General features: G+C 40.2%; 21 protein-coding genes and 1 rRNA gene. 13 read left to right on the forward strand and 9 right to left on the reverse strand.

The features are described 5' to 3' along the window. Positions 1–169: 169 nt before the first annotated feature. Together rrf and HJG58_RS03370 are read left to right on the forward strand one after the other, a co-directional pair. Positions 170–284, forward strand: a 5S ribosomal RNA gene (rrf, locus tag HJG58_RS03365). Positions 285–443: 159 nt separating this feature from the next. Beyond that, on the forward strand, positions 444–1,040 hold the full coding sequence (locus tag HJG58_RS03370; RefSeq protein ID WP_069036671.1) for a glutathione S-transferase family protein: 597 nt from the start codon (positions 444–446) through the stop codon (positions 1,038–1,040). A 51-nt stretch (positions 1,041–1,091) separates the two neighbouring features. Here the strand turns inward: HJG58_RS03370 and HJG58_RS03375 are convergent, their stop codons facing one another. Then, positions 1,092–1,796, reverse strand: coding sequence for a TIGR04219 family outer membrane beta-barrel protein (locus HJG58_RS03375; RefSeq protein WP_079381041.1), 705 nt, complete (start codon positions 1,794–1,796; stop codon positions 1,092–1,094). Positions 1,797–2,435: 639 nt separating this feature from the next. On the opposite strand from HJG58_RS03375, the gene HJG58_RS03380 reads away from it, so the two are divergent. Beyond that, positions 2,436–3,914, forward strand: coding sequence for a sodium-dependent transporter (locus HJG58_RS03380; RefSeq protein ID WP_170247934.1), 1,479 nt, complete (start codon positions 2,436–2,438; stop codon positions 3,912–3,914). Positions 3,915–3,926: 12 nt separating this feature from the next. Then, positions 3,927–4,070, forward strand: a complete 144-nt coding sequence (locus HJG58_RS03385) for a methionine/alanine import family NSS transporter small subunit (protein ID WP_170247935.1) — start codon at positions 3,927–3,929, stop codon at positions 4,068–4,070. Between the two features lie 41 nt (positions 4,071–4,111). Here HJG58_RS03385 and rsmB read toward each other — a convergent pair whose 3' ends face one another. Both rsmB and fmt read right to left on the reverse strand, forming a co-directional pair. Continuing rightward, positions 4,112–5,416: a 16S rRNA (cytosine(967)-C(5))-methyltransferase RsmB gene (gene rsmB, locus HJG58_RS03390; RefSeq protein ID WP_170247936.1), complete on the reverse strand. Its 1,305-nt coding sequence runs from the start codon at positions 5,414–5,416 to the stop codon at positions 4,112–4,114. Beyond that, entirely contained in the window at positions 5,413–6,375 is a 963-nt protein-coding gene (fmt, locus tag HJG58_RS03395; protein WP_170247937.1) for a methionyl-tRNA formyltransferase, read from the reverse strand. Before fmt ends, rsmB begins: the two co-directional genes overlap by 4 nt. A gap of 346 nt (positions 6,376–6,721) precedes the next feature. Here fmt and ilvD point away from each other — a divergent pair, with 346 nt between their 5' ends. The 3 genes from ilvD (at position 6,722) to HJG58_RS03410 (ending at position 10,963) form a co-directional block, all read left to right on the forward strand. Further along, positions 6,722–8,551 (forward strand): dihydroxy-acid dehydratase, encoded by a 1,830-nt coding sequence (gene ilvD, locus HJG58_RS03400; protein WP_170247938.1) that lies wholly within the window; start codon positions 6,722–6,724, stop codon positions 8,549–8,551. Between the two features lie 313 nt (positions 8,552–8,864). Then, the gene (locus tag HJG58_RS03405) at positions 8,865–10,154 is read left to right on the forward strand and encodes a hypothetical protein (RefSeq protein WP_032007455.1); all 1,290 of its coding nucleotides are present in this window, start codon (positions 8,865–8,867) and stop codon (positions 10,152–10,154) included. A 77-nt stretch (positions 10,155–10,231) separates the two neighbouring features. Then, a complete protein-coding gene (locus HJG58_RS03410; protein WP_238516904.1) occupies positions 10,232–10,963 on the forward strand; it encodes a sulfite exporter TauE/SafE family protein in 732 nt (243 codons plus the stop codon). An 8-nt stretch (positions 10,964–10,971) separates the two neighbouring features. Here HJG58_RS03410 and HJG58_RS03415 read toward each other — a convergent pair whose 3' ends face one another. The 4 genes from HJG58_RS03415 to HJG58_RS03430 all read right to left on the reverse strand — a co-directional run bounded on the left by HJG58_RS03415 (position 10,972) and on the right by HJG58_RS03430 (position 17,015). Further along, positions 10,972–11,862, reverse strand: coding sequence for a LysR family transcriptional regulator (locus tag HJG58_RS03415; RefSeq protein WP_170247939.1), 891 nt, complete (start codon positions 11,860–11,862; stop codon positions 10,972–10,974). Positions 11,863–11,942: 80 nt separating this feature from the next. Then, the gene (locus HJG58_RS03420; RefSeq protein WP_170247940.1) at positions 11,943–13,238 is read right to left on the reverse strand and encodes a solute carrier family 23 protein; all 1,296 of its coding nucleotides are present in this window, start codon (positions 13,236–13,238) and stop codon (positions 11,943–11,945) included. Between the two features lie 298 nt (positions 13,239–13,536). Beyond that, positions 13,537–16,221: a phosphoenolpyruvate carboxylase gene (ppc, locus tag HJG58_RS03425; RefSeq protein ID WP_170247941.1), complete on the reverse strand. Its 2,685-nt coding sequence runs from the start codon at positions 16,219–16,221 to the stop codon at positions 13,537–13,539. 170 nt (positions 16,222–16,391) lie between these two features. Next, complete coding sequence (locus HJG58_RS03430) at positions 16,392–17,015, reverse strand: TetR/AcrR family transcriptional regulator (RefSeq protein WP_170247942.1); 624 nt, start codon at positions 17,013–17,015, stop codon at positions 16,392–16,394. Between the two features lie 148 nt (positions 17,016–17,163). Between HJG58_RS03430 and HJG58_RS03435 the strand changes: the two genes are divergently transcribed. From HJG58_RS03435 to dnaJ, 4 genes are all read left to right on the forward strand, one after another. Beyond that, positions 17,164–18,270 (forward strand): efflux RND transporter periplasmic adaptor subunit, encoded by a 1,107-nt coding sequence (locus HJG58_RS03435; protein WP_170247943.1) that lies wholly within the window; start codon positions 17,164–17,166, stop codon positions 18,268–18,270. Continuing rightward, entirely contained in the window at positions 18,267–21,392 is a 3,126-nt protein-coding gene (locus HJG58_RS03440) for an efflux RND transporter permease subunit (protein WP_170247944.1), read from the forward strand. The genes HJG58_RS03435 and HJG58_RS03440 overlap by 4 nt, the downstream gene beginning before the upstream one ends. Positions 21,393–21,531: 139 nt before the next feature. After that, on the forward strand, positions 21,532–21,909 hold the full coding sequence (locus tag HJG58_RS03445) for a membrane protein (RefSeq protein WP_046812130.1): 378 nt from the start codon (positions 21,532–21,534) through the stop codon (positions 21,907–21,909). Between the two features lie 103 nt (positions 21,910–22,012). Then, entirely contained in the window at positions 22,013–23,125 is a 1,113-nt protein-coding gene (gene dnaJ, locus HJG58_RS03450) for a molecular chaperone DnaJ (protein ID WP_002119101.1), read from the forward strand. 115 nt (positions 23,126–23,240) lie between these two features. On the opposite strand, the gene HJG58_RS03455 is transcribed toward dnaJ, so the two are convergent. Beyond that, a complete protein-coding gene (locus HJG58_RS03455) occupies positions 23,241–23,594 on the reverse strand; it encodes a hypothetical protein (protein ID WP_170247945.1) in 354 nt (117 codons plus the stop codon). 183 nt (positions 23,595–23,777) lie between these two features. Between HJG58_RS03455 and dapB the strand changes: the two genes are divergently transcribed. Then, positions 23,778–24,593: a 4-hydroxy-tetrahydrodipicolinate reductase gene (gene dapB / locus HJG58_RS03460; protein WP_170247946.1), complete on the forward strand. Its 816-nt coding sequence runs from the start codon at positions 23,778–23,780 to the stop codon at positions 24,591–24,593. A gap of 56 nt (positions 24,594–24,649) precedes the next feature. Then, positions 24,650–25,303, forward strand: a complete 654-nt coding sequence (locus tag HJG58_RS03465; RefSeq protein ID WP_170247947.1) for an START domain-containing protein — start codon at positions 24,650–24,652, stop codon at positions 25,301–25,303. Positions 25,304–25,343: 40 nt separating this feature from the next. Here the strand turns inward: HJG58_RS03465 and HJG58_RS03470 are convergent, their stop codons facing one another. Continuing rightward, positions 25,344–26,534, reverse strand: coding sequence for an MFS transporter (locus tag HJG58_RS03470; RefSeq protein WP_057075425.1), 1,191 nt, complete (start codon positions 26,532–26,534; stop codon positions 25,344–25,346). Positions 26,535–26,536 lie beyond the last annotated feature (2 nt).

Genomic DNA, 26,536 nt, shown 5'->3' on the forward strand with positions numbered 1-26,536 from the left:
AAGAAGTTGAGCATCAATCGATTCATAAACATGCAAAGCAACTTGATTTAGTTGAATGCTTAGTTAAAATGAACAACAAAATCAGATCCAATCAGCCCATCTGTAAAGATTTGGAAAACGCAACGTGTCACACAGTGAATAAAACGAAGCAAGTATCCATACCAGTTGTGCTGGCGACCATAGCAAGAGTGAACCACCTGATCCCTTCCCGAACTCAGAAGTGAAACCTCTTAGCGCTGATGGTAGTGTGGGGTTACCCATGTGAGAGTAAGTCATCGCCAGCTCATTATTCTAAACACCCCCATTCCTATGAATGGGGGTGTTGCTTTTTGCGTGAGAAAAATATATTTGTAGGGAATAAATATAAAATAGTAAGGAAGAGCTGTGCTATAAATAATAAGAAAATTAATCTATTAAGTAGGCATAATAAGGGAAGAGCATCTATGATAATTTATGGTGATGTCGGTTCGGGTAACTGTTATAAGATAAAACTATTACTTTCCTTATTAAAAATTAATCATAAATGGATACATGTTGATATTTTAAACAAAGAAACTCAAACAGCTGATTTTTTGTCGTTAAATCCTAATGGAAAAATACCTGTATTAGTTCTAGAAGATGGTCGTGTTTTGAGTGAATCGAATGCTATTTTAGGTTACTTAGCTGAGGGAACAAAATTTATTCCTACAGATTCTTTTATTAAAGCCAAAATGTACCAATGGATGTTTTTTGAGCAGTATAGCCATGAACCATTTATTGCAGTTGCTCGTTTTATTAATAAATATTTAGGGTTACCACCAGAAAGAATAGAGGAATACCATAATTTACAGCCAAAAGGCCATAAAGCACTATCTATTATGGATAAAGCTCTAGTAGATCACGACTATCTTGTTGGAGATCAATTAACAATTGCTGATATTGCTTTGTATGCATACACGCATGTCGCGGAGGAAGGTGGTTTTGATTTGGAGCTATATCCAAATATTCAAGCTTGGTGTCAAAGAATTCGAGAATATTTAGGTTATGTAGATATGATTTAAATAAAAAAGAACTCATATAGAGTTCTTTTTTATTTCTGAAATTCTTCTGATTTAGAAATGTGCTTCCAAGCCTACATATGGGCCTTTAAACTCAAATTTAAGGTCATTGTTATCGTAGTCATCTAAATCGATATTAAGTACGCGATAACCTGCTGTTAGACCAAGATCAATGAGTAGGTTATCTGCAAATTTATATTTTACTTCTGCCAGTGCATCTGTAATTCGTGCATCATCAAAGTTTGTATAAGTTGCTTCACCTTTAGCACTTAAGCCTGTAAACGGTAGTTTTACTTCACCTGATAAATAAGCAATAGGATATGTTTTATCAATATCCACGCGCTTACCTGTGTATGCAGTAATATCACCATTTAATACAGTTGCACCAAGACCAGCATCTACACTTACTATATTATCTAGTAACTCGTAGTAGAGGATAAAATCGCTATGATCTAAATCAACTTTATAATTGGCTTGACCTAAAGTTTCTGATTTAGTTTCGGTATCTAAATTTACATAACGAATTTTTGCATTTGGAATAAATGGAATTGGGTGTTCTACTGCTAATGAGATTTGAGCACTACCTTTTTGATCTAAATCTTGATCTTCAGGTGATTGAGAAGACATATTCGCTTTACCGTCATAGAACCAGTAACCTACGTCGCCTTTTACTCCTACGAAGTCTGCTTGAGCAAAGCCACTTAAGCCCATCCCGAGCGTTAATAAAGATATTTTTAATATTTTCATTTTTACATCCACATAAAAGAAATCTTGGAGCGCATGATATAGATATCTTGCTACAGATGCATTGATAAAAAATAAGGATCTGAGATGTGTGATATGAGTAAATTTTTAATCCTTAAAAAAGTTTATTTATTTCAAATAATTAATATTTTCTATTTAATTTAAATGAATTTAATCTTTTAGAAAATTTAGTATAAATTTTGTCAATCGTATCGGACTTATTAAATTTTAATTGATAACTAGGGAGTTAAAAATAAATTAGTGGATAAGTTGAGTAATTAAATAAGTATTTTCAGGGCTTGCAATAAAATTGCATTAAATAATAATTTTGATCTACAAGTAGTAGAACGTAAATATTAGCTGAAAAATAACCAATTGTGAAAAAAACTCAGAAAATTCGTAAAATTTCTGACGGAAATTACAGTAAAAAGAAATAAAAACAGGTATTGTTCAGCTATATAGGGGCAAAAAATGGACAAAAATCTTTAAGGAAGAATTTTCTATTTTTGCTTGTTTGTTAAGGGAATAAAAATACTCAAAAGGTGCTTTTTATTTTCTACAAACACAAAAGTATTTTTTGGTTCTTTTTTTGCATGCGGAATAACAATCAACAATAGCAGTAAAAATAAGTAATCTTTTAACATTAGGTGTTCTATGACAGATTCTCGTGAAAACTGGACGTCACGATCTGGTTTTATTATTGCAGCCGTTGGTTCGGCTGTAGGCTTAGGTAATATCTGGCGCTTTCCATACGTTGCTTATGAAAATGGTGGTGGTGCGTTTCTTATTCCCTATCTATTGGCACTCATTACTGCTGGTTTACCGTTACTATTTTTAGATTATGCGGTAGGACATCGTAGTACTGGTTCACCTCCTAAAGCTTATCGTGCCCTATTTAAAGGCGGAGAAACATTAGGTTGGTGGCAGGTTTGTGTCTGTATTATTATTGGTTTGTACTATGCAAGTGTACTCACTTGGGCTGGTAGTTATGTTTACTTCTCTATTGGCCAAATGTGGGGAAGTGATCCAGAAGGTTTCTTCTTTAATACCTATTTGCAGACCACAAAAGCAACTGGTTTTGATTTACAGTTTGTAGGCCATTTATTCTGGCCGATTGTTGGGATTTGGGCACTTACTTTAATCATTCTTTATGGTGGTGTGAAAAAAGGTGTGGAATTATCAAATAAGATTTTCATGCCTTTATTATTCATTCTCTTCACTATTTTAGTGATTCAATCATTACGTTTACCGGGCGCGGTTCAAGGCTTAAATGCTTTCTTTACGCCGAACTGGTCAGCAATGATGGATTATAAAGTTTGGTTAGCGGCTTATGGCCATACTTTCTTCTCTCTCTCTGTTGGTTTCGGGATTATGGTGACTTATGCATCTTATTTAAAACCGAAAACGAATTTAACAGGTTCTGGTCTTGTTGTTGGTTTTGCAAATGCATCAACAGAGATTTTAGCAGGTATTGGTATCTTTGCTGCTTTAGGCTTTATGGCACATGCGGCAGGTACTGAAGTTAAAGATGTCGTGAGTGGCGGTATTGGTCTAGCATTTATTGCATTCCCGAAAATCATTTCAAGTTTAGGGGAAAGTGCTGATTTATTTGGTCTTTTATTCTTCTCTTCATTATTTGTTGCTGGTATTTCTTCAATGGTGAGTATTTTGGAAGTACCTATTGCAGCAATGCAAGACAAGTTGAAGTGGGAGCGTAAGAAGGCTGTAACTATTATTGGTGGTGGTAGTGCACTTGTATCAATTATTCTATTCTCAAGTGTAAATGCAATTAAATTAGTAGATATAGTTGACCACTTTATCAACAATATTGGTATTGTGGGTGGTGCCTTCATATCGATTATTTGTATTGTTTGGTTTAATCGTTCCGCTTTGGTTAAATTGCGTGATCATATCAACAGTATTTCAACTATTCATTTGGGTAAGGGGTGGGATTTCACTTTAACTGTGATCACTTCTTTAATCTTGTTAACTACGCTCAGTATGACCGTATTTAATTTGATCAAAAATGGCTATGATACTTATAGTATGAGCTTACAAGGTATATTCGGCTGGGGCAGTGTGATTTTCTGTGCAGTTGTTGCTATCGTGTTAAGTAAAATGAAAGATCGCTAGGAGAATAGAATAATGAATACTTCGGCAATCGTAATGATGGTAATTTCAATGGTGTTTGTATGGGGTGGATTAGCTTTATCCATCATACATTTAACAAAACATCCTGAAGAGTTAGATGATGTTTTAGAAGAAGTAAAAGATCACCACACACTTTAATGCTGATCGAGTAAAAAAAGCAGGCTTTAAGCCTGCTTTTTTTATGCAATTTTCTGAATTTTACAATAATAAAATCCATCACCAGACTGCGCTTGTGGCAGTAATTGGCGACCATGAGCTTGCTTGATTCCCCAATCAGCATCAATTTTAATCTCTTTTGCATTTGGATTTTCAGCAAAAAATTTCATCATCTGCTGTTCATTTTCAGCTTTTAAAATTGAACAGGTGATGTAAAGCAATGTACCGCCAACTTTGAGTTGTTGCCACATGTGGTCCAAGATCTGCTTTTGTAGCTCAATGGTTTGAGCTATATCACTAGATTGGCGTAATAGGCGTATGTCAGGATGACGACGAATAACCCCTGTAGCAGAGCAAGGTGCATCGAGCACAATACAATCTACTGGTTGTGCAGGTACCCATTGGGTTGCATCGGCTGCCAAAATCTCTGTATGACTTTGATCAAGTGCTAAGCGATTTAAGTTCTCAGTTACACGCACTAAACGGCTTGGGTCCTGATCAATCGCAATGAGCTGAGCAGGTTTAAATTTTTCAAGTAAATGAGCAGTTTTACCACCTGGGGCAGCACACGCATCAACTACTATTTTATCGTTCAAATCTGGCAATAATGTTGCGCAAAGCTGAGCGTGTTCATCTTGTACAGAAAACCAACCTTGTTCAAAACTAGGTAGTTGAGTAATTTGTACAGACTGTTCAAGAACAATACCTGCCCCAGACAAAGTACAAGCACGTGCCTGAATATCTAAACTTTGTAGTTTTGCTAAATAAGCATCGCGGCCAATATGACGTTGGTTCACCCTTAAGGTTAAAGGCGCGACTTGCTTCAAAGATTGGCAGAGAGATTCCGTTTGTTCACCCCAATCCTTTTTTAAGCGTTTGAAAAGCCAGCTTGGTAAGCCATGCGCCTGCTGTAAGCCTTGCTGAAAGTCATCAGTCTCACGAGTAGCTCGGCGTAAAATTGCATTCACAATACCACTGAGTGCAGGGAAACCAAGTTGTTTGGTTGCATCTACTGTTTCTGAAATAGCGGCATGCGCTGCAATACGCGTGCATAAAACTTGATAAAGACCAACATAAAGACAGGTTTCTACTGTCTCATTATTTAAAGGCTTGCTGAGTAGAGGTAGGCTAATTGATTTAAGAGCAAACCATTGGCGCAATGTACCTAAAACAAGTTCGTGAAACAAAGGGCGATCACGCTCTGCGACCTGATTCAGCTGTGTATTTAAAATACTAGCGAGTGATTGGCCTTGCTGAACTTTTAATAATGTCTGGACGACTTGAGCACGCAGGTTAAAACGTGACGAATTTGAGGTAACCTGACTCATGGAAAAATTTGTCCTACTTGAAGTTTTTGAGTTTGTGCAATTTGTTGAGCGTTTAATGCTTTACCACCCGGCCACTGCACGCTAGTCAGACAAATAAATGTATTTTCACCGCAAGCAACGTGCACACCTTGTTTATCGATTGCAATAATTTCACCAGCTTGAGCATTCGCTTTGCTTTGGCTAGATACTAAAGAGTTCCAGACACGTAGAGCATTATTTTCATCAAGTTGAACAAAAGCAACTGGCCAAGGGTTGAATGCACGAATATTTCGGTCAACTTGAACAGCATCAATTGACCAGTCAATACGAGCTTCTGACTTTACGAGTTTATGAGCATAGACCGTTAAGCTTTCGTCTTGAACTTCGCGTTCTGCCAAATATTTTTGTAGTGTTTCTTCTGACTCAAGTACCGTACAAATTGCTGTTGCACCTTGAGCTGCGAGTTTGTCATGCAAAGTCGCTGAGGTATCTTCGGCAGTGATTGGGCAGTATGTTTTATACATCATATCGCCTGTATCTAAACCAGCAGCCATTTGCATGATGGTGATACCAGTTTCGTCATCACCTGTTGCAATCGCACGTTGAATTGGTGCTGCTCCACGCCAGCGTGGTAATAATGAACCGTGAATATTTAAACAACCATATTTAGGTGTATCGAGCACAGTTTGTGGAAGAATTAAACCATAGGCTGCAACCACCATCACATCTGCGCCTAAAGCTGCAAGTTCTTGTTGAGCTGCTAAACCTTCTTCGGTTGAAGCTTTGAAGTGAAGAGGTTGATAAACAGGGATATTATGCTCAAGTGCAAGTTGTTTTACGGGAGATGGCGTTAGTTTTTGTCCACGACCCGATTTACGATCTGGCTGAGTATAAACCGCGATAATTTCATGGGAAGTTTTTAATAAAGCCGCCAATGCTGTTGCAGCAAATTCGGGGGTGCCAGCAAAAATAATTTTCACAAATGCAATCCAAAAAGAGTTTAGGCGTAGTATACGTGAAAAACGATTGAAGCCCTAAACTCATGGCGATTGAGCATTTTAGTTTTTAAATAGTGAACAAAAAATTATTGAAAAACTTTTATTGATAAAAAAAGGTTATGAAAAAATAAAAAATTATTCATGTAAGTTTTGCTAAATATTGACTGTCTATTACTGTTCTTGGCTTTCAGAATATTATTTGCTTCTATAGAATGGAGAATGATCAAATTATGATGATGAGTCAATATTCCGACTGATCTAACGCTATATCAGTATCATCCGCCAGAGCGGGAAAATTCCGCTCAAGCACAACTTGTTGGAAACACTAATGCCTGACTATCGTTCAAAAACATCTACACACGGAAGAAATATGGCTGGCGCACGTGGCTTATGGCGTGCAACAGGAATGAAAGATGAGGATTTCGGCAAACCGATTATTGCGGTGGTCAACTCATTTACCCAATTTGTGCCGGGCCATGTACATCTTAAAGATCTAGGGCAGCTTGTTGCAGCAGAAATTCAGGCAGCAGGTGGTGTTGCTAAAGAGTTCAATACGATCGCAGTAGATGACGGGATCGCAATGGGGCATGACGGCATGCTTTATTCATTACCATCACGTGATTTGATTGCTGACTCAGTTGAATATATGGTGAATGCACATTGTGCTGATGCAATGGTATGTATTTCTAACTGTGACAAAATTACTCCGGGAATGCTCATGGCTGCGATGCGCCTGAATATTCCTGTTGTTTTCGTGTCTGGCGGACCAATGGAAGCTGGTAAGGTTAAGTTCCGCGGTAATGAAAAAGCGATTGACCTTGTTGATGCAATGGTTGTTGCGGCTGATGAAAGTTATACAGACGAAGAAGTTGAAGAATTTGAACGTTCAGCATGTCCAACATGTGGTTCATGTTCAGGTATGTTCACTGCAAACTCAATGAACTGTTTAACCGAAGCTTTAGGTTTATCTTTACCGGGTAATGGTTCGATTGTTGCGACACATGCAAACCGTAAGAAACTATTCTTAAAAGCAGGCCAACTTATTGTTGAATTGGCTAAGCGCTATTACGAACAAGAAGATGCAAGCATTTTACCTCGTTCGATTGCAACCAAGGCTGCATTTAAAAATGCGATGACCCTTGATATTGCAATGGGTGGTTCAACTAATACCGTTCTGCATTTATTGGCTGCGGCAAGTGAAGCAGAAGTTGATTTTACAATGGACGATATTGATGAGTTATCACGTCGAGTTCCTGTATTGTCGAAAGTAGCACCTGCAAAACAAGACGTTCATATGGAAGATGTTCATCGTGCTGGCGGTATTATGGCTATTTTGGGCGAACTTGATCGCGCGAAGTTGCTTGATGTATCTGTACCGACTGTACACGAGAAAACTTTAAAAGATGCGTTGGATAAGTGGGATATTATTCGTACTGAAGATGCAGACGTTTATGAATTCTATCGTTCATCACCAGGTGGTGTTCCAACTCAAGTTGCATTCTCGCAAAATCGCTATTATTCAACGTTAGATGGCGACCGTGAAAAAGGCGTTATCCGTAATGCAGAACATGCATTCTCTAAAGATGGTGGTTTAGCTGTTCTATACGGCAACATCGCGCTTGATGGTTGTATCGTGAAAACTGCAGGCGTTGATGAATCAATCTTGAAATTTACAGGCACAGCACGTGTATTTGAAAGCCAAGATGCAGCTGTAGATGCAATTTTGGGTCATGACATTAAAGCTGGTGATGTTGTTGTGATTCGTTATGAAGGTCCACGTGGTGGTCCAGGCATGCAAGAAATGCTGTACCCAACTAGCTATCTTAAATCGAAAGGTTTAGGAAAAGACTGTGCATTGGTAACAGATGGTCGTTTCTCTGGTGGTTCATCAGGTCTTTCGATTGGTCACGTTTCACCAGAAGCAGCTGAAGGTGGTGCAATTGGTTTGGTTGAAGATGGCGATACCATTGAAATCGATATTCCAAACCGTACCATTCACTTAAACGTTGATGATGCAACTATGGCGCATCGCCGTACAGTGCAAGAAGCGAAAGGCTGGCATCCGATAGAAGAACGTAAACGTAAAGTATCAAAAGCGTTAAAAGTTTATGCAATGCATACAACAAGTGCAGCGAAAGGAGCTGTACGCGTTCTATAAAATATTCAATTTTAATAATTGATTAGGAATCATGCACCCTTTAACACGATGAATTGCTATCATGTTAAGGGTGCATTTTTCATGTCTGGTAAAAAAAATCAGCTTGTAGAAAAAGGTGTTTTTAGATCATTCTATGGGTTTGCCATAAAATGGTGATAAAATCTTCACCTACGTAGAAACTTGCTAAAAACATGACTTATTTTCTGCGTAAACTAAGGTAGTTATATTTCAATCTCGACTACTGTTTTACCTTGCATTATGATCAAAACAATCTTTGATCTCGCTTAGGATTTATTTTTTAGAGGCACAACTCATGTCACTGCTACGCCGTTGGTTTGACCCTATTCGATCGAGCTGGTTTTACCAAAAGCCTTCTCGTCAAGCGGTGTTACCCACGGAAAATGGTTTAAGTATTTATTTACGACTTGATGATGTGTATAGCTATTTGGCTGTTCAGCAATTGTCTCAGCTAGATGAAATTTTAAGTGATGAACTTAAGCCTTTAAAAATTATTATTTCGCATACGGCTTCTGAACCTCCAAACAGTATGTCGCATGAAGAGTGGCAGAATTATTGTCTAAATGATGCCAAGATATTAGCCAAACAACATCGTTTCGGTTTTGATGAATTTCCAGAAATCCCAAGCCCAGAATCTTTAAAACAAGCGGCAGTCATATTAAAAAGAACCCCATTACAAGGTCAGAATTTCTTCCATTTACTAGAAGATATTTTCCACATGCTTTGGCAGCAACAATATGGAAAGTTGCGTACTTTACATGCCATGGCAGTTAAACATCAGCTTCCTCAACATTTTTCAGAACGTATTTTTACGGATGAGCCTGTACCTGCGGCTTACTTTGAATTTGGCGGACGTAAATATCACGCAGTAGATGATTTATTACGTTTAACTCGTCGTCTGAAGCAGCAAAAGTTACTGACGGGCAATCCAATTTTTTTAATTAATCATATCGAATGGCGTGAACATTTGATTAATGATGCTGAAGCACTTACCGAGATTCAGACCCTTCATCCTGAGCTTGATATCTATATTGCTTTAGAAGATCCAATGAGTTGGCTGTTACTTGCCTATATTAAGGAAGAGCTGGCTGATTATTATGATATTCAACTAAAAGTTTACCCTTTAAGTTATCAAGGTCGAGACTGGTTTGACTGGAGTTTGGCGACACGTGTTTCTAAACGAACAGGTGTGGCCTTTACGCCATTTTGTCGCCCTACTGAGGAAAGCACATTAGAGATGGCAAAGCTTTTCTATAGTGTGCAAGAGAATCAGCAAATCGATACAATTTTTACGATATTGCAGGCAGTTTGGACAAAAGGAAAAGATTTATCTTTTTTAAAACATTTCCAACAGTTACAGCAACAACTTGGGATTGAGCAGCTAACCGACCAAGATGTGCAATCTGTTTTGGCGCAGAATGATGCACTTTGCAAAGACAAGCATCAGCCTGATTTGCCAGTTTTAGAGCTGCGTATTGATGGTCAGAGCTACGTATTTAATAGCTTGTATCGTGTATGGATGATCGAAAGTATTTTTAGTAATGTATTAGAAGAGAAATATAAAACAGCCTCAACTTTTAATTGAGGCCTACTTCTAAAAACAAGAATAGGGCAATACCTGTTTTTTCCGTAGCATATCCTTTAAGGAATCGGAGATAAACAGTGACTTTTTTAGCAATTATTATGGTGGTCTTTGCCTTCGCTGGCATGATTAAAGGCATGATTGGTTTAGGATTGCCTGCGGTATCGATGGGCTTACTCACCATCGCAATGAGTCCTTTTCAGGCAGCTTCTCTTCTGATAGTTCCTTCAATGGTCACTAATGTCTGGCAACTTTTTGCTGAAGGACATGTCTGGGCTTTTATTCGTCGTTTCTGGACGTTGCTTGTAGGCATTGTGGTGGGTTCAATATGGAGCTTTTTACCTACTTTAAGTCAAAGTCATGGGCATAGTAGTGAAATTTTATTGGGCTGTATGTTAGCCTTATATGGACTCTATGGTCTGTGTGTGAAGAAACTTCCACACTTAGGGAAGCATGAACGTTGGCTATCACCGATTATTGGATATATCGGCGGGGCAGTGACTGTAGCAACTGGTGTCATTATTATTCCAATCGTTCCTTATTTGCAATCTTTACATTTAAAGCGTGATGAGTTGGTTCAGGCTTTAGGACTAACGTTTACTGTCTCTACCATTTGTCTTGCAGTCTTTTTACACCACAACCCGATGTCGGGAATGACATTGGATTATCGTTTATCTTTCGCTGCATTGTTGGCGGCGCTCGTTGGAATGTGGTTAGGTAAAAAAATCCGTTATCGGTTAAATGAGCAGTTATTTCGTCGTATCTTTTTTATAGGTTTGGTGTCATTAGGGCTTTATATGATTTTGCATTAAGCCAATTTTTAAGGGCGATGTTGCAATAAAAAATCTGAAAATTGTTTATAACTATTAGGGAGCTGATTGAAATTTTGTGTAGCCAAAAGCAGTTTACGATTTGCCCAAGCACCTAGCAGTTGAATGGAATGAAAGTCATAGTCTGATTGCAAACGCTGGGCAGCGCGAGCCGGCATAATCGCAATTCCGACACCTTTGGCGACTACCTCAGCAATCGCCCCAAAATTAGGTAAGCGCAAACGGTACTGTATGTTAAAGCCTAATAGCTTAGCTTGAGTTTCGATGGACTGTTGCAATGAATGATGGGGTTTAAGACCAATAAAACCATAACTTAAAGCCTCTACCAAATTCAGCTCTTGTTGTTGAGCTAAATTGTGAGTAGGAGGACAAATTAGAACTAATGGATCGCTAGCAAATTCCTTAGTTTGCAAATGTCTGGTATCAAAAAAACTTGAGACCAGCCCAAGATTTGCAACTCCTTGCGTTAATGCCTCTACAATTTCTGAACTTTCTGCCTCGTGTAAATCAATGTTCATTTCGGGATGAAGCACCAAATATTGCGGTAATAACGGAGGCAAATATTCGCTTTGAGCAGAAGAGTTACACCAAAGCGTTAATGACTCTGTGGTAGGCGGCCTAAAACGCTGCATTTCTTGTTCGAGCTGCTCTTTTTGTGCCATAAGTTGACGTGCATGCTCAACAAAAGCGTGTCCTGCTGTGGTGAGCTCTACACCAGTGGTGTGACGAATAAATAAGGGTGTTTCGAAATATTGTTCGAGTTTTTTAATACGTTCGCTTGCGGCTTGAAGTGAAATCGCAGAGCGGTCTGCACCTTTGGTTAGACTACCTGTAGAGACAATATGAAGAACCAGCTGTAAATCAAAAAAATCAAAACGCATGACAGGGAACGTATTGAAGGCTAAAAAGTCATCATACTAAATCGTAATAAAAAAAGGCAGCTTGCGCTGCCTTTTTGAATTTAGGTTTTATCTTTTAAACTAAACAGCCAATTTAAAATAATGGCCGCAAAAGTTGCTGTACCAATACCACCTAAATTGAAGTTACCGAACAATAATTCAAAGTTACCAGCACCTAAAATAATCGTGACCGAAGCAACAATCAGGTTTTTATTGTTAGAAAAATCAACTTTGTTTTCAATCCAGATTTTTGCACCGGCAATGGTAATTAAACCAAACACAACAATAGATGCACCTGTTAAAACTGCGCTTGGGATCGTACTAATTACCGCACCAAATTTTGGAGATAGACCTAAGAAAATTGCAAAGACACCTGCGATCACAAAAACAATGGTTGAGTACACACGAGTGACTGCCATCACACCAATGTTTTCACCGTAAGTAGTCATGCCCGGAGCGCCGACACTACCAGATAGTGTTGTTGCCAAACCATCTGCAACAAATGCTTTACCTAATTGTGGAGTCAGGTTTTCACCAGTCATGGCACCTACAGCTTTAATATGCCCTAGGTTTTCTGCTACTAAAATAAGAGCAACCGGAGCAATAATGAGCATAGCTCTGGTGTCAAAAGTAGGGTGTGAAAAACTTGGAATACCGAACCACGCAGCTTGAGAGATCTGACTAAAATCGATTGGTTTACCTAAACCTAGCCCATTGGTGGTGATGGCATAAATCACATAAGCCAAGATTAAACCGACCAATAAAAGTAGACGTTGCAATAAGCCGCGAGTAAAGACCGCAATACTTCCCATACAAAGTACGGTAATGAGTGCCATCCACATTTCAAATGGTTGGCCTGCAACACCTTTAATTGTCACTGGTGCAAGGTTTAGACCAATAATCATCACAATGGCGCCAGTCACCACAGGTGGCATGAGTTTTTCAATCCACCGTGTACCTGTAAGCATCACAATAAAACCGATGATGGCATAAAAAACACCACATGCTACGATTCCACCTAAAGCCATGGATAGATTTGGATTGGCACCTGAACCTGTAATATGTCCAGTTGCAGCTGCAACCACACCAATAAAGGCAAAACTTGATCCTAAGTAACTTGGAACGCGACCACCTGTAATTAAGAAGAACAGGATGGTACAGATGCCAGACATTAAAATGGCAAGATTTGGATTAAAACCCATGAGTAATGGTGCTAAAACAGTTGCTCCAAACATGGCAAACGCATGTTGAATACCCAAAACAGCACTTTGAACTGGAGGGAGATATTCATTGGTAGAGACTGGCCGATGGTCAATATCACCTTGGTAAGGCTGCCATTTTGGAAACCAATTGGACATAAAATAAACTCGTTATTCTTTAATTGGTGCAATGATACTCTTTCTTGAGAATGCATTTAATCTCTAGAGAGAAGTATGTCAGTGAAAATTAATTATTTTTTAACGATTGGTATAATTTTTTAAATTCTAAATGTACGTATTTAGTTATTTTTTTCTTATAAAAATTAATTTTATGATTTTTAAAAAATATTTAAAAAAATAGAAAATCGGGGAAAATTTAAGAAAACTGGGGAACTTTGTAAGTAAAAAGCAGCGCATCGGTAATGCACTGCTTTGTTAAACAATCGGTAAAATCAGCTTAGCCAGTGTTACGTAAACCAGCAGCAATACCTGCAATACTCACCATTAGCGCATGATCAACAGGGGTGTTTTCTGCTTGACGCTCAGCGAGATAATCGCGACGGCGTTTCATCAGTTCAGCCTGTAAAAGGTGTAAAGGTAGTAAATACGGTTTGCGAACTTGCATAGACTGATCAAGAACTTCGTTATTACTCAGAAGTTTTGATTCATCTTTTAAAGCGAGTAGGGTTTCAACAGCATCTTTTAATCGCTGACGTAATTGGTTGCCGAGTACTTTTAAATCTTCATCTTCAGTCAGATGTGATTCGTAATAGAGCGCAATATTGGCATCGGCTTTTGACAATACCATTTCCAGCATATCGATGAGGGTCTGGAAATAAGGCCATTGCTGGAGCATTTCATCGAGGGTTGCTTTTTGCTGATCGGCAATCACTTCATTAATAGCTGCGCCAGTGCCTAGCCATGCAGGTAACATCAAACGGATTTGAGTCCATGCAAACACCCACGGAATCGCACGTAAAGACTCGATGCCACCACTCACTTTACGTTTTGCAGGACGCGAGCCTAACGGCAACATTTGTAATTCGAGTTCAGGGGTAACCGTACGTAAATACTTCACAAAATGTGGGTTTTCACGAACTGTTTGACGGTAGACCTTCACCGAATGATCTGTCATACGGTTCATGAGTTCACGCCATTCAGTTTTAGGTTCTGGTGGCGGTAATAAGGTCGCTTCAAGTGTTGCTGCGGTATAGATCTCAAGGTTTTGCATGGCAATACCTTCTAGACCGAATTTGAAGCGAATCATTTCACCTTGTTCTGTGACACGGATTGCCCCAGAAATTGAACCAGGAGGTTGCGAGAACAAAGCCTGTTGGGTTGGTGCCCCACCACGGCTAATTGAACCGCCGCGACCATGGAATAATGTCAACTGTACGCCGTGTGTTTGAGCAATTGCTGTTAGCTCTTCTTGAGCACGATATTGCGCCCAGTTGGCAGACATGAAACCAGCATCTTTTGCAGAGTCGGAGTAGCCGATCATGACTTCGTGTTTACCCTGAATGTGCTGTTTGTACCAATGCATATTGAACAGCGTATTCATGGTAGTTGCAGCGCCATCTAAATCTTTTAAAGTTTCAAACAGAGGCACCACACGTAAAGGATGTTGAATACCTGCTTCTTTTTGCAATAACAACACAGCTAAAACATCACTTGGATATTCAGCCATCGAAATAATATATGCCCCTAAGGATTCAGGCGGTTGGTCTGCCAAAGTGCGCATGGTTGCAAATACTTCTTGGACATCTGGATGACCAATTAAACTGCCCTCAGGTTCATTAATATATTTCGGTAAAAGCGGGCGTTTACTTTGTAATTCCTGAATGAGGAAGTTTTGGCGCGCTTGTTCAGTCCATGATTCAAAATTACCTAAACCTAAATATTCAGTAATTGCTGAAATCGCTTGGCGATGACGGCCTGATTCTTGGCGAATGTCGAGTTTAAGTAGTTCAATACCAAAACAGTTCACACGATAGATGAAGTCGAGAAGCTGACCATTCGCAATTTCAGGCAGGTTACTGTCGATTAAAGAGCGGTAGCACAGCAATAGTGGTTGTAAAAGCTCATCTTTGCTTTTAATGACATTGCTGTCGTCTGCTTCTAAGCCTTGCAAGCGTTGAGCTAACCAGTGGCGAGTTGCTTTTAAACGCTCGCGTGTTGCACGTAAATATTCACGATAAGGTTCTGCATGTTGGCTACCAATTGCTTGAATCATTTCTTCAGAACAAGTCTGGATTGAAAGTTCCCAACGTAAGTTTTCGATATCTCTTAAATAGAGATCGGCAGCTTGCCAGCGTGATAACCAGAGTACTTCTTGGGTAATCTGATGGGTAACATTTGGGTTACCATCTCGGTCTCCGCCCATCCAAGATGCGAAGCGAACTGGTGCAATATTAAGTGGTAAATTGAGTTGGCAGTTTTCTTGAACTAATTCATTTAACTCACGAATGAATTTAGGTACAGCATTCCAAAGTGTTTGCTCAATAGTGGCAAATCCCCATTTTGCTTCATCGACTGGAGTCGGACGGTGCTGTCTAATTTCATCTGTTTGCCAAGCTGAACTAATTTGTTGCTTTAAATTCGCAAGTGCATTTTGGCGTTCGCGTGGGGTAAGTTTTTGCTGATCAAGCTGTGAGAGGCAAGCGTTAATATCATCGTATTTTTGAATCAGGGTACGACGACTCACTTCAGTTGGGTGCGCTGTAAGTACTAACTCAATCTTAAGATCACAAATTTGCTGGAACAGTTTTTCTGTTGAAATACTTTTATCTTTAAATTTTTGAAATAAGTGAACAAGCGGATTCGGAGAGTTTGCATCCGAATCAAATTCTGCCTGTCTGCGGCTACGGACCACATGATATTGCTCGGCAATATTGGCAAAATTGAGGAAGTGAGAAAAAGCGCGGGTGAGAGGTAATAGCTCTTCATCGGGCAGTTCTAAAAATAATTGTTCTAATTGCTTTTCGGCTTCAGCTTGACCATCACGTGCACCTTTGGCAAGAGCACGGATTTGCTCGATCTGATTAAACAGTTCTTGTCCTGCATGTTGTTTTAGGGTTTCACCTAACAAATTACCAAGTAAGCGGACATCCTCACGCAGTGGCGCATCGATTTGCTGAACCATGCTATTTTCTCCTGTTCTTATTCTTATCGAATATAGCGCGATTAACAAACATTCCAAGCTTTGAGCGTAAGAAAATGTGAATTTTTGCTTAAAAAATAACATTTAATTCGCTTGTAGCGCCTTAAAAGCTGGCATGCACTCAGCGTAACTTTTGACAATCGGACTTTGGTTTAACTCCCATATTTGAGTAAGAATAAATGAATTGCATCGCGAATAATTTGCTCTAGCTCCTGAGCATTTGGGGCAGCAGTAATGCCCAGTAAAACCTTGTGATGGCGTACACCAAGCAATAAAGACAAAAGAAGCTCGGTTTGATAGGTTGGGTCATCGGCTTGGATAAAACCTAATTCAGCCGCTTTTTGGAGGAATGCGGCTAATTGATTTTCCATTCGAGTATGTGATGCATCAAAAAACTGTAGGGCGAGAGGGCTCTGTTCTGCTGCAAGCTCTAATAATACGTGATCAAGCTTTAATGCTTCAGGTGAATAAATAATTTGTAAGGCGCGTGAACATACGATAAAGAGTGTTTGATAGAAGTCGGCTGATGTATCTAAGTCAAATTGTTTAGTATCCAGTGTCTCTTCACAAGTTTCTGTAATCGCACAGATAAATAGATTCACTTTATCTTGAAAGTGGTTATAAACCGTGAGTTTAGTAACGCCGGCTTCCTGTGCAATCTGGTTCATGCTAGTACCGTGATAACCGGATTTTAAAAAAATAGCTTTCGCGGCTTGTAGGATACGAGCACGCTTTTCCAGATCTTTGGGGCGACCACTTTGATTAACTGTTTGCACAAAATCCTCTAATAAAAGTTTAAAAAAATAAATATTTATAAGTTTTTTTAAATTAATGTACCCATAGGTATATTAATTAAAAAACAAACAAACTATGATGCAAGCATATTGTGCCTTAAAAAATCAGTTTGAATAAGAGCGATAAGATATGAATCTGTTAAAACCTCTCATCATGAGTATGGTGATTGTTTGTACGGTCACATTAATGGGATGCAGTAAAGAAGCACCCAAAACAGAAGAAATACCCTATGTGATGGTGGCGCAACCATTAACCACACTCAATGAACAAAAAAGCTATGCAGGGGATGTGCAGGCTAGACAACAAACGGCTTTGGCATTTCGGGTTGGTGGACAAGTTACTGCACGCTATGTGGATGTAGGCGACCGAGTTAAAGTTGGACAAGTATTAGCAAAGCTCGATGTGGCAGATGCTCAGTTACAATTAAATGCTGCTAAAGCCCAACTGGATAATGCACAGGCTTCAGCAAAAACAGCAGCAGATGAACTTAAACGTTTTCAACAATTACTCCCTATTAATGCAGTGAGCCGTTCACAATTTGATACGGTAAAAAATCAATATGACGCTGCGCAAGCTGCGCTACAGCAAGCTCGTTCTAACTACGAAGTTTCTGCCAACCAAACTGGTTATAACCAACTCGTTTCTAATAAAAACGGGGTGATTACAGCGCGAAATATAGAAATTGGACAAGTGGTTGCAGCAGGACAAGCTGCTTATCAACTTGCAATTGATGGAGAGCGTGAAGTTGTTATTGGTGTTCCTGAACAAGCGGTTAGCGAGATTAAAGTTGGTCAAGTCGCTTGGATTACCTTGTGGTCTAAACCGAATGAAAAATTTGCTGGTTATGTGCGTGAAGTTTCTCCTGCAGCAGATCAGTCTCGTACCTTTACAGTCAAGGTAGCACTTAAAGAAGGTCAATCTGTTATTCAGCTTGGACAAAGTGCACGTGTATTTTTTAGTTCGACTCAAACCAATGTGATGAGTGTGCCACTTTCGAGTGTTTCAGCAACAGATAATCAGCCTTATGTGTGGGTGGTTAATGCGAACCAGACTTTGCGTAAAGTACCTGTAAGGATTGGTGCATATGGAAAAGACAGCGTACCGGTGTTATCAGGCTTGGCTCCAAATGATTGGGTTGTGATTGGCGGCGTACATTTGCTACGTGATAAACAGAAGATTCATCCGATTGATCGTGAAAACCGTGCGGTGAAAATTCAGGGAGCAACCCAGCCATGAAATTCAATCTCTCGGAATGGGCATTAAATAATAAAGGTATCGTCCTTTATTTTATGCTGTTACTTGGCATTATCGGTGCGATCTCTTATTCAAAGCTCTCACAAAGTGAAGACCCACCATTTACCTTTAAAGTCATGGTCGTACAAACCTATTGGCCGGGAGCAACAGCGAAAGAAGTTTCAACGCTGGTGACTGACCGTATCGAAAAGGAACTCATGACAACAGGGCAGTATGACAAGATCATGGCTTACTCCCGCCCGGGTGAGTCGATGGTTACGTTTGTTGCCAAGGACTCGCTGACATCGGCACAGATTCCTGACGTTTGGTATAACGTCCGTAAGAAGGCGAATGATATTCGCCATGAACTACCAAACGGTGTACAAGGCCCATTTTTTAACGATGAATTTGGGGACACTTTCGGTAATATTTATGTACTGACAGGCAAAGACTTTGATTATGCACTTTTGAAAGAATATGCAGATCGTTTGCAATTACAGCTTCAACGAGTCAAAGATGTCAGTAAGGTCGAATTGATTGGTCTACAAGATCAAAAAATATGGGTTGAGATTTCTAACACTAAAGCGGTACAGCTCGGAATTCCAGTTACAGCGATTCAAGAAGCCCTACAAAAGCAAAATAGTATGGCAAGTGCGGGCTTTTTTGAAACGGGTACAGACCGTATTCAAATTAGAGTAAGTGGTCATCTACAAAACATTGATGAAATTAAAAAAACACCTTTATTGGTCGGTGATAAAACCATCCAGCTTGGTGACGTCGCTGATGTCTACCGTGGTTTTAGTCAACCTGCTCAGCCACGTATGCGTTTCATGGGTGAAAATGGTATTGGCATTGCTGTTTCGATGCGTAAAGGCGGTGACATTATTGCCCTTGGTAAAAATCTAGAAACAGAATTTGCCCAATTACAAAAGACCTTGCCACTCGGCATGAAATTGCAAAAAGTTTCTGACCAACCTGTAGCAGTACAACGTAGTATTCATGAGTTTGTGAAGGTACTCGCTGAAGCAGTCATTATTGTTTTGTTAGTGAGTTTTTTCTCTTTAGGCTTCCGTACGGGATTGGTGGTCGCTTTTTCTATTCCTTTAGTTTTGGCAATGACCTTTGCTGGTATGAGTTTATTCGATGTCGGGCTGCATAAGATTTCACTTGGTGCTCTGATTTTGGCGTTAGGCCTGTTAGTCGATGACGCGATTATCGCCGTCGAGATGATGGCCATTAAGATGGAGCAGGGCTATAGCCGGATTAAAGCCGCCGGATTTGCGTGGAAAACTACTGCATTTCCAATGTTAACCGGAACGCTCATCACTGCGGCAGGTTTTTTACCTATTGCTACTGCTCAGTCTAGTACAGGTGAATACACACGTTCTATCTTTCAGGTGGTGACGATTGCCTTATTAGTCTCTTGGGTTGCAGCTGTTTTATTCGTACCTTATTTAGGAGAAAAGCTATTACCAGATTTTACCAAGTTAGGACATCAGGCCCCTTGGTATGTCCGTTTGTGGGCAAGATTAACGAAAAAACCACAACCGCAAACTGTGGCAATTTCACAGGACCATCATTACGATCCTTATCAATCTAGTTTCTATTTACGCTTTAGAAAGATGGTCGAGTTTTGTGTGACCTACCGTAAAACCGTAATAGCAACGACGGTGGGAATTTTCGTATTATCTGTACTGATGTTTAAGATGGTACCTCAACAGTTTTTCCCACCTTCAAACCGTGCCGAAATTTTAGTCGATTTAAAACTTGAAGAAGGCGCCTCTTTAACAGCAACAGAACAAGCTGTGAAAAAGGTTGAGAACTTCCTGTCTAAACAAAAGGGTATTGATAACTATGTGGCCTATGTAGGGACAGGTTCACCACGTTTTTATTTACCTTTAGACCAGCAATTGCCGCAAGCCAGCTTTGCTCAGTTTGTTGTACTCGCATCATCACTTGATGATCGTGATGACATTCGACGCTCGTTAGAAACACAAATTAAGCAATTACTTCCACAAGTCCGTACTCGCGTATCATTACTGGAAAATGGCCCGCCTGTTGGTTATCCATTGCAATATCGTGTGTCAGGTGAAGATTTAAATCTGGTACGTAAAGAAGCGCAGCAAGTCGCTAAAGTAATAAGTGAAAACCCGAATACCACCAATGTGCATTTAGACTGGGGCGAACCAAGTAAGATCATTTCCATTCAAATTGATCAAGACCGTGCTCGACAAATGGGTGTCTCTAGTCTGGATTTAGCGAATTTCATTAATGCATCAATTACAGGTAGTGCGATTGAGCAATATCGTGAAAAACGTGAACTGATTGAAATTCGTTTACGCGGGGACCAAGCAGAGCGAGTGGAAGTGGCTTCATTGGCAAGCTTAGCTGTGCCAACGAACAATAGAACCACTGTACCTTTAGCTCAAATCGCGAAAATTGAGTATAAGTTTGAAGATGGTCTGATCTGGCATCGTAACCGCTTACCGACGATTACTGTTCGCGCAGATATCCGAACTCAACTACAGCCAGCTACAGTAGTTGGTGAGTTAGCTGAATCAATGGATAAGTTACGTGCTGAATTGCCAAGTGGCTATCTAATTGAAGTGGGTGGAACCGTAGAAGAGTCTGCACGTGGGCAAAATTCTGTGAATGCGGGTATGCCACTCTTCTTGGCAGTGGTCATGACATTACTGATGATTCAGCTTAAGAGCTTATCTCGCGCAACCATTGTGTTGCTAACAGCTCCACTAGGTTTAATTGGTGTGGTTTTATTCTTACTGTTATTTAACAAACCATTTGGCTTTGTGGCCATGTTAGGCACAATTGCACTCTCTGGCATGATCATGCGTAACTCGCTTATTTTGATTGATCAAATTGAGCAGGACCGACAAGCGGGACATCCAACTTGGGAGGCAATTATTGAAGCAACGGTGCGCCGTTTCCGTCCAATTATCCTTACTGCTTTGGCTGCGGTGTTGGCGATGATCCCACTTTCGCGCAGTATTTTCTTTGGTCCGATGGCAGTTGCAATTATGGGTGGATTGATTGTTGCTACCTTACTGACATTGTTTTTCTTACCTGCACTCTATGCAGCATGGTTTAAGGTGAAAAAAACCGCATAAAATACATAAATTTTTTGTGAATAAAGGTGCGAAATATTGAAAAGTTCAATATAGTAGCACCTGTCTTTACACAAAAAATATAGGATTATTTCACTGCATAAAAAATAGGCAAAATGCAGTGAATTGAGGTGAAATACAGATGGGGCAAGACCATATCGAACAGCATCGCCGTTATATAGTAATTTCTTATGCGTTCATGTTTCTTGCATTGTTTACGGTTATTTTTGCGGCTTTTGCTTATTTGATCGCTCGTAAAGTGGCAGTTGTAGATAATGCAGAAGTTTGGATTCATGCGCATGCGCTATGGATTATGCGCAATGCGATTCTATTTCTATTTATGGCAATTTTTGCTGTTGTCTGGTTTATTCCGCTCTTCTTCTTTGCATGGGATAGTAATCTTTGGGTCACAGCCTCTACGGTTGCTGGCGTAGTTTTTAGCGCTATTGCGTGGTTATTTCTATTAAATGCATGGTTAAAAGGCTTGTCTAAATATTTAAAAAATAAGGCAGTTTTTTAATATATTTATTTTTTAAACATTTTCCCCTTGTAAATCCGGCTAAAGCCCCCCATTTAGTCGGCAATAGAGTATTGATAAAATTCCGTGAGGAGCACCGCCAAAAATGGCTAAACGTGATTATTATGAGGTTTTAGGCGTTTCAAAAACCGCAAGTGATGATGAGATCAAAAAAGCCTACCGTAAATTGGCGATGAAATATCATCCTGATAGAAACCCTGACAATGCCGAAGCTGAAGAGAAATTTAAAGAAGCTGCTGAAGCTTATGAAGTTTTATCGGACAGCGAAAAGCGTAGCATGTACGATCGCATGGGTCATAATGCGTTCGAAGGTGGCTTTGGCGGGGGCGGTGGTGGCTTTGGCGGATTTAGTGCAGAAGATATTTTTAGCCAGTTCGGTGATATCTTCGGTGGCGCATTCGGTGGTGGTGGACGTCAACAGCGTCAACGTCGCGGATCAGATTTACGCTATGTAATGGAACTTACCCTTGAAGAAGCTGTAAAAGGGGTGAAAAAAACTATTACCTTTACTGCTCCTGCACCATGTGATGTGTGTGATGGTAAAGGCTCTAAAAATCCAAAAGATGTTGAAACTTGTAAAACTTGTCATGGTTCAGGACAAGTTCGTATGCAGCAAGGTTTCTTCTCTGTACAACAAACATGTGGTACATGTCGTGGCCAAGGTAAAATTATTAAAAACCCTTGTCAGGCATGTCATGGTTCAGGTGTTGCCGATCGCCAGCAAACGTTGGAAGTTACAATTCCAGCGGGTGTAGATAATGGTGACCGCGTTCGTTTGAGTGGTAAAGGCGAAGCAATTCGTGATGGCCAATCAGGTGACTTGTACGTTGAAGTTGTCGTTCGTGAACACGAAATTTTCCAACGTGATGGTGCCGATCTCTATATGGATGTACCAGTGAGCATTGCTGATGCTGCACTTGGTAAAGAAATTGAAATTCCAACTTTGGAAGGCCGTGTTAGCCTCAAAATTCCTGAGGGAACTCAAACAGGTAAATTATTCCGTTTACGTGGCAAAGGCGTTCGTCCAGTACGTAGCAGCATGGTCGGTGATTTACTTTGCCGTATTGTGGTAGAAACACCAGTCAACTTAAATTCTCGTCAACGTGAATTACTTAAAGAGTTGCAAGCTTCTTTTGATGGCGAAGACAGCGCTTCTTCACCAAAGAAAAAATCATTCTTTGATCGTTTGTTCGATTAATACTTGATTAGACAAGAAATTAAAAAGAAGGCGGATATTTTATCAATATCCGCCTTTTTATTGCGCTGATGTATCTTATTATTTTTATTCTGCTTAAAAGAAAAATTATGTCTGTTTACTCTGTAGGGTGAGCAACATCAATATCATTAACACTTACAGTCGGTTCGCTAGAAGCAAGAGTCGGAGCATTTTCGATCACTGTTGCGGCTACTGCTTGTGGCTGTACAGCTGCTTTAGGTGTTTCTGCTGTAGTTTCGCCAATAATTGGGTCAATATCTTCAACTTTAATGTCAGCATTGGCATTGCTTGTTTGAGCTGTAGGCGTTGGTGTTTGGGTATTTACGTTTGTTGTAATACTCGCTTTAGATAAACTTTCTAATGTGTCTCCTGGCTGGATTGCAGGCTCTGCAAATGCCACTGAACTCATAATCCCCATCATCACTGTGAAGCTAATAATTCTCGAATGCATGCTGAACTCCTTATAGTCATCTTTTTCTCATTCGTGGCTCCGTAGTCTGCCGATCAATTCTTTAACTTTTGTGAAAACAGATTAAATTTTGATTCATCTCAAAAAATAATTTTTACTTTTTAAGATGAGCAAAGAGTTTTGATATAGTAGGTAAATTACGTAAAACCGAAGATTGGGAAGATTATGTCAGCAGCTCCACGCATTGGTATTTTAGGTGCAGGCGGTCGTATGGGCCGTACGCTTATTCAAGCAGTTCAACAGGCAGGCTATCAATTAGCTGCTGCGGTAGAGCGTCCGGAAAGTAGTTTGGTGGGCACTGATGCAGGTGAGCTTGCTGGTATTGGTTCAGTGGGTGTGAAGGTTTCAGGAAACTTGGCAGAAGTTCTTAAAGACTGCGATGTAATCATTGATTTTACTGCACCAGTTGCAACTGCTCAGCATTTAAAGCTTTGCCGTGAAGCTGGGGTTGCCATGGTTATTGGTACAACAGGTATGTCAGATGAACAAAAAGCTGAGTTAGACGAAGTTGCTACGCATACCCCAGTGGTTTACGCTGCGAACTATTCAGTAGGTGTAAATGTATCAATCAAGTTACTTGAGCTTGCAGCAAAAGTATTTGGGGATACAGTAGATATTGAAGTGATTGAAGCTCACCACCGTCATAAAGTAGATGCGCCGTCAGGTACAGCATTAATGATGGGCGAAGCAATTGCAGATACTTTAGGTCGTAACTTAAAAGAAGTTGCTGTGTATGGACGTGAAGGGCATACAGGCCCACGTGACCGTCAAACAATTGGTTTTGAAACTATTCGTGGTGGTGACATCGTTGGCGAACACACAGTGATGTTTATTGGTGAAGGTGAGCGCGTTGAAGTGACTCATAAAGCCACAAACCGTATGAACTTTGCTGCTGGTGCAGTAAGAGCTGCTGCATGGGTTGTGGGTCGTGAAGCGCGTAAATATGACATGAAAGATGTTTTAGGATTGAACGACGTATAGGTATAAAACCCTGTACGTATTCCATGTGTAGCGAGAAAAACAAGATAGAGCAGAACATGAATAAAAAACAAATTGCCTTGACCACTCTTCTTTGCTTAAGCAGTCTCTGGACGGGGGCTGCTTCTACTGAAAAAGCTAAACTCAGCTTAGACCGTAATAATATTAAAGTCTGGACCTATCAAAAAACTGATAATCCAGTCTTTCAATATAAAGCAGAAACCACATTTGATGTGCCACTTGAACGCGCTGTTGCTGTGATTTTAGATGTAAATCGTGCTGACCAGTGGGTGCCTTATATGGGCAAAGTTGAAATGTTGTCTCAAGATGAGAAAAAAGGTGAGTTCACACTGTATATGGTGTTGGATTTTCCGTTTCCTTTGAAAGATCGTGATGTCGTTGTAAAAGGAAAAATGAGCAAGGCCGCAAATGGTGTTGTGACAATTAAAAATACCGCAATTAATGGAAATTATCCGATACAACCTGATGTGGTGCGCTTAACACGCTATGAAGGGGATTGGACATTCCAGAAACTTGGAAATAATAAGGTGAAAGTAACCACCAGTGGTTATGCTGATCCTGCTGGTGCAATTCCATTGAGCTTTGTAAATATGTTTGTTCAACAGCAGCCTTACCAGATGTTGCTTAAAATGAAGCGGGAAGTGACTAGTCCGATTTATGAACACCCTAAATTACCAGATATTTTAAAATAAATAGCTTAAAAAAAGCGCCTGAGATCAGGCGCTTTTTTTATTAATCTGAACACTGCTGTAAAGCTTGTGCAGGGCTACTTTCGCGTTTGATTTGAAATAAAACCAATAACAAACCTAAGCCAGCTAGTAATGCTCCAGCAAATGATACTGCGCTATAACCCCAACCTAAATCGAGTACTAACGCGCCTGCTGCTGCTCCTACTGCGTTACCTAAGTTAAACGCACCGATATTCACTGAAGAGGCAAGTCCCGGTGCTTCATGAGCGACTGACATTACACGCATTTGCAAAGGTGGTACTAAAGCAAAGGTTGCTGCACCCCAGATCACTAATGCAATGGCTGCTCCAATCTGGCTTTGTGCAAGAATTGGGAAAGTCACCATCATCACAATTAACAGAACCAAGAAACCAATCAAAGTTTTATTAATCGACAAATCTGCAAAACGTCCGCCTAAATGGTTACCAATTGAGAAACCGACACCAATCAATACCAACATAAACGTAATGAACGTCGGTGAAGCATGGGTAAACTCAGTCAAACTTGGCGCAATATAGGTATAGAGCGTAAACATTGCACCTGCACCGAGTACGGTAGTGAGTAGCGCAAGAACTACAGGAGTACGCGTTAATACCTTCAATTCAGCTTTCACATTTGGTTTTTGGGCAACCATCCCTTGTGGGAGTGCTTTCCATAAAGCGAGCATGGTAATCACACCAAGCAAGGAAATCGCAAGGAAAGACATACGCCAGCCAATGTTTTGTCCAACCCAAGTTGCCAACGGTACACCACCAATATTGGCAATAGTTAAGCCCATAAACATGGTGGCTACAGCACTGGCCTGTTTATGTGCGGGTACAATGCTTGCCGCTACAACAGAGCCAATCCCGAAGAAGGCACCGTGGTTTAAGCTTGTAATGAGACGAGCACCTAATAAGCTCATATAGCTTGGTGAAAATGCTGCGATTAGGTTACCTATCGTAAAGATCGCCATCAGTAAAATAAGCGCATTACGTCTAGCAAAACCACCAAACCACAGGGTCATGAATGGGGCACCTAGCATGACACCAAGTGCATAACCTGTAATTAACATTCCGGCTGTTGGAATTGAAATACCTAAATCGTTAGCGATGTTCGGAAGTAATCCCATTGGAGAAAATTCCGTGGTGCCAATGGCAAAGGCACCTATTGCCAATGCCAATAACGAGAACGCCGTATTTGATTGAGTGTTCATGA

It is taken from the genome of Acinetobacter geminorum (assembly GCF_013009345.1).
GTDB lineage: Bacteria > Pseudomonadota > Gammaproteobacteria > Pseudomonadales > Moraxellaceae > Acinetobacter > Acinetobacter geminorum.